8 protein-coding genes are annotated in these 8,171 nt (G+C 73.8%); 4 read left to right on the top strand and 4 right to left on the bottom strand.

Annotated features, from left to right (window positions below; genetic code table 11):
* On the bottom strand, window positions 1-1,308 hold the full coding sequence (locus RM590_RS25525; protein WP_311707056.1) for an acetyl-CoA C-acetyltransferase: 1,308 nt from the start codon (window positions 1,306-1,308) through the stop codon (window positions 1-3).
* A gap of 63 nt (window positions 1,309-1,371) precedes the next feature.
* Here RM590_RS25525 and RM590_RS25520 point away from each other — a divergent pair, with 63 nt between their 5' ends.
* Window positions 1,372-2,703, top strand: a complete 1,332-nt coding sequence (locus tag RM590_RS25520) for a 3-oxoacyl-ACP reductase (RefSeq protein WP_311707055.1) — start codon at window positions 1,372-1,374, stop codon at window positions 2,701-2,703.
* Between the two features lie 4 nt (window positions 2,704-2,707).
* A complete protein-coding gene (locus tag RM590_RS25515) occupies window positions 2,708-3,526 on the top strand; it encodes a MaoC family dehydratase (RefSeq protein ID WP_311707054.1) in 819 nt (272 codons plus the stop codon).
* A gap of 12 nt (window positions 3,527-3,538) precedes the next feature.
* Here RM590_RS25515 and RM590_RS25510 read toward each other — a convergent pair whose 3' ends face one another.
* A complete protein-coding gene (locus RM590_RS25510) occupies window positions 3,539-4,186 on the bottom strand; it encodes a TetR/AcrR family transcriptional regulator (RefSeq protein ID WP_311707053.1) in 648 nt (215 codons plus the stop codon).
* A 105-nt stretch (window positions 4,187-4,291) separates the two neighbouring features.
* On the opposite strand from RM590_RS25510, the gene RM590_RS25505 reads away from it, so the two are divergent.
* Together RM590_RS25505 and RM590_RS25500 are read left to right on the top strand one after the other, a co-directional pair.
* Window positions 4,292-4,750, top strand: a complete 459-nt coding sequence (locus RM590_RS25505) for an SCP2 sterol-binding domain-containing protein (protein WP_311707052.1) — start codon at window positions 4,292-4,294, stop codon at window positions 4,748-4,750.
* A 12-nt stretch (window positions 4,751-4,762) separates the two neighbouring features.
* Complete coding sequence (locus RM590_RS25500; protein WP_311707051.1) at window positions 4,763-5,977, top strand: acyl-CoA dehydrogenase family protein; 1,215 nt, start codon at window positions 4,763-4,765, stop codon at window positions 5,975-5,977.
* Between the two features lie 229 nt (window positions 5,978-6,206).
* On the opposite strand, the gene RM590_RS25495 is transcribed toward RM590_RS25500, so the two are convergent.
* Together RM590_RS25495 and RM590_RS25490 are read right to left on the bottom strand one after the other, a co-directional pair.
* Complete coding sequence (locus tag RM590_RS25495; RefSeq protein ID WP_311707050.1) at window positions 6,207-6,890, bottom strand: response regulator transcription factor; 684 nt, start codon at window positions 6,888-6,890, stop codon at window positions 6,207-6,209.
* Window positions 6,887-8,164 (bottom strand): sensor histidine kinase, encoded by a 1,278-nt coding sequence (locus tag RM590_RS25490; protein ID WP_311707152.1) that lies wholly within the window; start codon window positions 8,162-8,164, stop codon window positions 6,887-6,889. The genes RM590_RS25495 and RM590_RS25490 overlap by 4 nt, the downstream gene beginning before the upstream one ends.
* Window positions 8,165-8,171 lie beyond the last annotated feature (7 nt).

The raw sequence follows: 8,171 nt of genomic DNA, 5'->3' as shown, positions 1-8,171 counted from the left end.
TCAGCTCCCTTGGCGACTTTCGAGGATGGCGGTGACTCCCTGGCCGCCCGCGGCGCAGATGGACACGAGCCCGGTGACCGGCCCGTCCTGCGTCCGGGCGCGCTCGTTGAGCAGCTTGGCCAGGGTGGCGACGATGCGGCCGCCGGTGGCGGCGAAGGGGTGGCCGGTGGCCAGGGACGAGCCGGTGACGTTGAGCCGGTCCCGGTCCAGCGTCCCCAGCGGCCCGTCCCGGCCGAGCCGCCGCTCGCAGAAGCCGGGGTCCGCCCAGGCGGCGAGGGTGGCCAGCACCTGGGAGGCGAACGCCTCGTGGATCTCGTAGAGGTCCACCTCGCCCAGCTCCAGCCCGGCGTCCGCCAGCAGTTGTGGCACGGCGTACACCGGCGCGGCCAGCAGTCCGTCCGGCCCGTCGGCGAAGTCCACGGCGGCCGTGCGGACATGGGTGAGGTGGGCGAGGACGGGCAGTCCGTGCTCGGCGGCCCAGTCCTCCGAGGCCAGCAGCACGGTGGCGGCGCCGTCGGTCAGCGGCGTGGAGTTGCCCGCGGTCATGGTGGCGTCCGGGCTCCGGCCGAACACCGGTCTCAGCCGCGCCAGTTGCTCCGGGGTGCTGTCCGGACGCAGGTTCTGGTCCCGGGTCAGACCGCGGAACGGGGTCAGCAGGTCGTCGAAGAACCCGCGCTCGTAGGCGGCGGCCAGCCGCGTGTGGCTGGCCGCGGCGAGCAGATCCTGATCCGCGCGCGTGACCTGCCACTCGACGGCGGTGCGCGCGGCGTGCTCGCCCATGGAAAGGCCGGTGCGCGGCTCGGCGTTGCGCGGGATGTCGGGGACTACGTGCCGGGGCCGCACCCCGGCCAGCGCGCGCAGTCGGCGCGGCAGCGTGCGTTCACGCCGGGCGCGCAGCAGCACCTGGCGCAGGTCGTCGTTGAGCGCGAGCGGCGCGTCGCTGGCGGTGTCCACGCCGCCCGCGATGCCGCAGTCGATCTGGCCCAGCGCGATCTTGTTGGCGACGAGGATGACGGCCTCAAGGCCGGTGCCGCACGCCTGCTGGATGTCATAGGCGGGGGTGCGGCTGTCCAGCGCGCTGCCCAGCACCGTCTCCCGGGCCAGGTTGAAGTCCCGGCTGTGCTTGAGCACCGCGCCCGCGACGAACTCGCCCAGCAGCCGGCCGTGCAGCCCGAACCGCTCCACCAGCCCGGCCAGCGCCGCCGACAGCATCTCCTGGTTGGAGGCGGTCGCGTACGGCCCGTCGGAGCGGGCGAAGGGAATGCGGTTCCCGCCGAGGATCGCCACCCGGCGACCGACCGCTGTCATGGCAGTCTCCCTCTCTCTGGTTTAACTTCCCAGTAGACTTACCCTTCAGTAAGGAGGAAATCAATGGCCGACCGCTACCTCTCCTTCGTCGCCAGCCGATCCGGTGCCCTCCTCGCCCGGCGGCTGGGCCTGCCGCGCCCCGTCCGGCTGCGGCGGCACGAGCCCGGCGCGCCCCCCGTCCCCGGCCCCGTCGCGCTCGGCCACACGGAGAACGCCCGCGCCGTCAAGCCGCTGCGCGCCGTGCTGGACTCCCTGGGCGCGGCCGTCGAGCCGGACCCGGTGCGGCCGCACGCCCTGCTCTTCGACGCCACCGACATCACCTCCACCGCCCAACTCGCCGAGCTGCACGCCTACTTCCACCCCCGCGTCCGTTCTCTCGCCCCCTGCGGCCGGGTGCTGGTGCTCGGCACCCCGCCCGAGGCGGCGGCCACGCCCGGCGAGGCGGCGGCGCAGCGCGCGCTGGAGGGCTTCGTCCGCTCCCTCGGCAAGGAGCTGCGCGACGGCTCCACCGCGCACCTGCTGCTGATCGCGCCCGGCGCGGAGGACGCGCTGGAATCCACCGTCCGCTTCGCTCTCTCCGCCCGCTCCGCCTATGTCTCCGGACAGGTGCTGCGCCTGGCGCCGGGCGGCGCGGCGGCGGCGGAGCCGGCCGACCGGGACCGCCCGCTGGCCGGCCGCACCGCCCTGGTCACCGGCGCCGCCCGCGGCATCGGTTCAGTCGTCGCCGAGGTCCTGCACCGCGATGGCGCCCGCGTCGTCTGTCTCGATGTGCCAGGCCAGGCCGAGGAGTTGACCGCGGTCGCCGGCCGGCTCGGCGGCACCGCGCTGGCCCTGGACATCACCGCCGAGGACGCCGGGCGGCGGATCGAGGACCATCTGCGCGAGGACCACGACGGCGGGCTCGACATCCTGGTCCACAACGCGGGCATCACCCGGGACAAGACCCTCGCCCGGATGAGCGCCGACCGCTGGCAGGCCGTCCTCGGGGTCAACCTCATCGCCGTCGAGCGGCTGACCGAGGCGCTGCTGCCCGCCCTGCGCGACGGCGGCCGGATCGTCGCCACCTCCTCCATCAGCGGCATCGCGGGCAACGTCGGCCAGACCAACTACGCGGCCAGCAAGGCCGGTCTGATCGGCCTGGTCCAGGCCCTGGCCCCGGCCGTCGCCGCCCGCGGCATCACCGTCAACGCCGTCGCCCCCGGCTTCATCGAGACCCGCATGACGGCCGCCGTGCCCCTGCTCATACGGCAGGCCGGCCGCCGCATGAACAGCCTCGGCCAGGGCGGACAGCCGGTCGACGTGGCCGAGGCCGTCGCCTACTTCGCCTCGCCCGGCACCGGCGCGGTCACCGGCCAGGTGCTGCGGGTCTGCGGCCAGGCCCTGCTGGGGGCGTGACCGCGTGCTCCGCTCCTACGCCCGCGCCCTGCTGCTGCCCCGCCGCGGCGAGGGCCCGCTGCCCGGCCACCGGCTCGAACTCCCCGCCACCGCGGCCGATCCCGCCCGCCTCGCCCGCTACCACGAGGTCTGCGGCTTCCGCCGGACCGACCGGCTGCCCGTCACCTACCCGCACCTCGTCGCGTTCCCGCTGGCCATGGACCTGATGACCCGGCGCGACTTCCCCTTCCGGCTGCCCGGGCTGGTCCATGTTGCCAACCGCGTCGAGCAGACGCGGCCCATCGCCCCGGCGGAACGCCTCACCTACCACGTGTGGGCGGCCGGGCCGGTGCCGCACCCCCGGGGCACCGCCTTCGACATCGCCGCCGAGGCCGCCGACGGCGGCGGCACCCCGGTGTGGCGGTCGGCCAGCACCTATCTGCGCCGGCGCGCGGCCGGTCCGGGCGCCGCGCCCGCCGGGGACGCCGCGCCCGGACCGGTCGAGGGCCCCGGAACGCCGTGGCGCGTGCCGGCCGGAACGGGCCGCCGCTACGCCGCCGTCTCCGGCGACCGCAACCCGATCCACCTCCACCCGCTGGCCGCCCGGCTGTTCGGTTTCCCGGGCGCCATCGCGCACGGCATGTGGACCAAGGCCCGCTGTCTGGCCGCACTTGAGGACGCGCTGCCCGACGCGTTCACCGCCGAGGTCGCCTTCCGGGCGCCGGTGCGCCTGCCCGCCGAGGTCACCTTCCACGCCGGACCGGCCGGCCCCGACCGGTCGTTCGAGCTCCGGGCCGCCCAGGGCGGTCGACGCCACCTGCACGGCCGGGTGACGGCCGACTGACCGCCGGTCCGCTCACTCGTCGTGCGGCGGCGCCCACACCTCGCCGGCCAGCACGTTCCGCATGCCCACCCACACCATGTTCATCAGCCGCAGCGTGACCCCGCCCGGCGCCTGCTCCGGGTGCAGCTCCATCCAGTCGGTCAGCGAATCGGCCGCGCCCACCAGCGCGTGCGCCACGAAGTCGGCGTCCTGGTCGCCGAGTTGAACGGCGCCGCCGCCCTCGGTGATGCCGTCCCGGACCAGCCCGGTGACCTCGGCCATCACCGAGCGGCGGGCCGCCGCCAGCTCTTCGGCGATGGCCTCGCCCTGCCCGGGCGACTGCCGGTGCAGCACCACCCAGCTCCCCCGGTGCTCGGCGACGAACGCGAAGAACGCCGACAGCCCGGCCCACAGCCGCCGCTCGGGGGAGTCCCCGGCCTGCGCGGCCTCCCGGAAGGCCGCCACCAGACGCTCCGACTCGCGCCGGACGCAGGCGACGAACAGGCCCTCCTTGGAGCCCAGATAGAGATACACCATCGGCTTGGAGATCCCCGCCAGCTCGGCGATCTCGTCCACCACGGCCGCGTGGTAGCCGCGCTTGGAGAAGACGTGCAGCGCCGCGTCGATGATCTCCTGCTCGCGGACGCTCCGGGGGAGCCGCCGTCTCCGTTTGTCGGTCACTCTTGCCAGCCTACCTGCGCGGACTCTAATCTTACTTCTTGGTAAGTCTACTTCGGAGTAAGGTCTCGGAGCAGGCTCCGAGCACGCGCAGAGTGAGGAAGCCCGATGGCAGAACCCACCCCCGATCTGGCCGCACTCGACCTCGCGAGCGTGACGCCGCGGGAGTTCGCCGCCCTGGTCAAGGGGCTGTCCGCCAAGGAGATCTCGGGGCTGATGCGCGGCGAGCTGCGCACCCGCGTGCTGGCCGAGGTGTTCGGGCGGATGGAGCGGCAGTTCCGTCCGGAGAGCGCCGGTTCGCTCAGGGCCGTCATCCGCTGGGAGGTCACCGGCGACCCGGTCGTCGTCTACGAGACCACGATCGCCGACGGCACCTGCACGGTCACCGAGGGCCGCTCGGACGCCGAGCCGCGGGCCACCCTCACCATGGGCGACGCCGAGTTCCTCAAGCTGGTCTCGGGCAACGGCAGCCCGGTCACGATGTTCATGACCCGCAAGCTGAAAGTCGCCGGCGACATCGGGCTCGCCTCCGGCCTGACCCGGCTGTTCGACATCCCGAAGGGCTGAGTGATCCCGTTCATGAGCGGCTTCTCCCTCGACCTCACCGAAGAACAGCGCGACGTCCGCGACTGGGTGCACGGCTTCGCCGCCGACGTCGTCCGGCCCGCCGCCGCGGAGTGGGACGAACGCGAGGAAACCCCCTGGCCCGTCATCCAGGAGGCGGCCAAGATCGGCCTCTACGGCTTCGAGTCGCTGGCCGAGATGTTCGGCGACCCCAGCGGGCTCACCCTCCAGATCGCCAACGAGGAGCTGTTCTGGGGCGACGCCGGCATCGGCATGGCCCTGTTCGGCACCTCCCTCGCGGTGGCCGGCATCTTCGCCGCGGGCACCCCCGACCAGCTCGTCGAGTGGGTCCCGCAGTGCTTCGGCGACGAGTCCGAGCCCAATGTCGCGGCGTTCTGCGTTTCCGAGCCCGAGGCCGGCTCGGACGTCTCCGCGATGCGCACCCGCGCCCGTTACGACGAGGCCAAGGACGAATGGGTCCTGAACGGCCAGAAGGCGTGGATCACCAACGGCGGCATAGCCAATGTCCACGTGGTCGTCGCCTCCGTGGAGCCGGACCTCGGCGCGCGCGGCCAGGCCGCGTTCGTCGTCCCGCCCGGCACCCCCGGCCTGACCGGCAACCGCAAGATCAAGAAGCTCGGCCTGCGCGCCTCGCACACCGCGGACGTCTTCCTCGACGACGTGCGCGTCCCCGGGCACTGCCTGCTCGGCGGCCGGGAACGCCTCGACCGCCGGCTGGCCAGGGCCCGCGAGGGCGACCGCGCCAAGGGCCAGGCGGCCATGGCCACCTTCGAGGTCTCCCGCCCCACGGTGGGCGCCCAGGCCCTCGGCATCGCCCGCGCCGCCTACGAGTACGCGCTGGACTACGCGGGCGAGCGCGTCGCGTTCGGCCGCCCCATCATCGAGAACCAGGCCATCGCGTTCGCCCTGGCCGACCTGCGCACGGAGATCGACGCGGTCCGCCTGCTGATCTGGCGCGCCGCCTGGATGGCGCGCAACGAGCGCGAGTTCACGGCGGGCGAGGGCTCGATGGCCAAGCTCCGCGCGGGCGAACTCGCGGTCACCGCCACCGAGAAGGCCATCCAGATCCTGGGCGGCGCGGGCTACAGCCGCGAACACCCGGTGGAGCGGATGTATCGCGACGCGAAGATCTACACCATTTTTGAGGGCACCAGCGAGATCCAGCGCCTGGTCATCTCCCGCGCCATCTCGGGCCGCCAGATCCGCTGAGCCGCGCGGTCTTCTCCCGGTCTCAGGGAGCGAGCACCAACAACCCGAAGGCCAGGAAGCCGCCCCAGAGCGCGAGGCAGATGAGAAGGATCACCAGAGACCCACGACGACCGACCGGGTGCTTCCGAAAGCGCCCCACAGATCCGAACTTGTCAACGCCGGGCGAATACATGACGCCTCCTCAGGTCCTGCGGGTCGCCTACCCGCACGCCGCCGACGGCGCGGGTGCTCAGGGGCGGGCCGGGCCGGGGTCGCCGATGCCGATCAGGCCCGTCTCGTAGGCGACGATGACGGCCTGCACCCGGTCGCGGAGGCCGAGTTTGGCCAGGATGCGGGCGACGTGGGTCTTGACCGTCGACTCGGACAGCGTGAGGCGGCCGGCCAGTTCGGCGTTGCTCAGGCCCCGGGCCAGCAGCTCCAGCACCTCCAACTCGCGTGGCGTCAGCGCCGCGAGGTCGCGGTGGAGCGTGACCGTGTCGCTGTCCCGGCGGGCGAAGCGTGCCACCAGGCGGCGGGTGATCGCCGGAGCCAGCAGCGCGTCGCCGGAGCGGACCATGCGGACGGCCGCGACCAGGTGCTCCGGGGTGACGTCCTTGAGGAGGAAGCCGCTGGCCCCGGCGGACAGCGCGGCATAGACGTAACGGTCCAGGTCGAACGTCGTCAGAATGAGCACGCGCGGCTCGGACGGGGTGCCGGTCAGGATGCGCCGGGTGGCCTCCAGGCCGTCCAGCTCCGGCATCCGGATGTCCATCAGGACCACATCGGGCCGGGTGCGCCGGACCGCGTCCACGGCCTCGGCGCCATTGGTCGCCTCGGCGACCACGTCGATGCCGCCGGCCGTCAGGATCATCCGGAACCCCGTGCGGACCAGCGTCTGATCGTCGGCGAGCACCACGCGCAGCGGCTCGGTCACGGTGCCTCCACGGGTATCAGCGCCCGGACACGGTACCCGCCGCCCAGGCGCCGCCCGGCGTGCAGGGTGCCGCCGTAGACGGCCAGCCGTTCGCGCAGCCCCATCAGCCCGCGGCCGTTGCCCGTCGCGGCGCCCGCGCCCGGCGGGCCGCCGGTGTCGGTGACCTCCACCCGCAACTGGTCGCCGCCGTAGGCGACGGTCACCGTCGCGGACGCGCCCGACGCGTGCTTCACCGTGTTGGTCAACGCCTCCTGGACCACCCGGTAGGCGGCCAGTTCGACGCCCTGCGGAAGGGCACGTGCTTCCCCGGTCACGGTCAGCTCCACCCGCACCCCGGTGCCCCGCACCCGGCCGACCAGCGCCGACAGTTGGTCCAGGCCCGGCTGCGGCGCCAGATCCGCCGTGTCGGCCGCGTCCGGGCCGTTGCTGTCCATCGTGAGCAGCCCCATGACATGGCGGAGTTCGGCCATGGCCGCCCGGCCGCCCGCCTCGACCGCGAGCAGCGCCTCCGCGGCCTGCTCGGGAGCCGTCGCCATGACCGTGCGGGCCGCGCCCGCCTGAATGACTATCACGCTCACGTTGTGGGACACCACGTCGTGCAGTTCACGGGCGATGCGCGCGCGTTCCTGTTCGGCCGCGCGCCGCAGCTCCTCGGCCCGCTCGCGGGCCAGCGCGGACATCCGCGCCTGGCTCTCGCTGGCCCGGAGCTGCCAGGTGTGCAGCCCGTTGGCCATCACCACGATCGGGACCAGGATCAGCGGCGTGAGGTAGTCGTTGTCGACCAGGGGCCCCACCGAGTCCGGGACCATGCTGGCCGCCAGCACGCTGGCCAGGGCCGGCGCGCGGTACGGACTGTAGGCCGCGGCGGTGAAGCCGGCCACGACGAGGGCGTAGAACGTGAGCCTGGCCCCGGCGTCCGGCGTCAGATAGGCCGCCCCCGTCACGATCCACAGCACGGCCAGCGGATACCGGCGGCGCAGTGCCAGGGGCGCCGCGGCCAGGACCGCCAGGGCCACCGGCCCCGGCCAGCCGCCGTGCTCCATCGGCGCCGGCTCGGGGTAGTCCATGGGGAGAGGCGGCAGCTCGGGGGGACCTCCCTCGGAGGGCACGTCCTCCCCGTAGCCCGTGGCGTACTCGACGGCACCGAGGCCGAGGACCAGCGCCAGTGCCGCGTCGAAGGCCAGGTTGCGCCGGGTCGGCCGCGGCAGCGGACCGGTGGGGCGCAGCAGCGAACGGGCCCAGTCGCGCGCCCGGTTCCTCGCGGACACGTTCATCACCGGC

Source organism: Streptomyces litchfieldiae (genome assembly GCF_031845365.1).
Lineage (GTDB): Bacteria > Actinomycetota > Actinomycetes > Streptomycetales > Streptomycetaceae > Streptomyces > Streptomyces litchfieldiae.
Note: the sequence above shows the minus strand (reverse complement) of the source record. Positions and strands in the feature narration are given on the sequence as shown.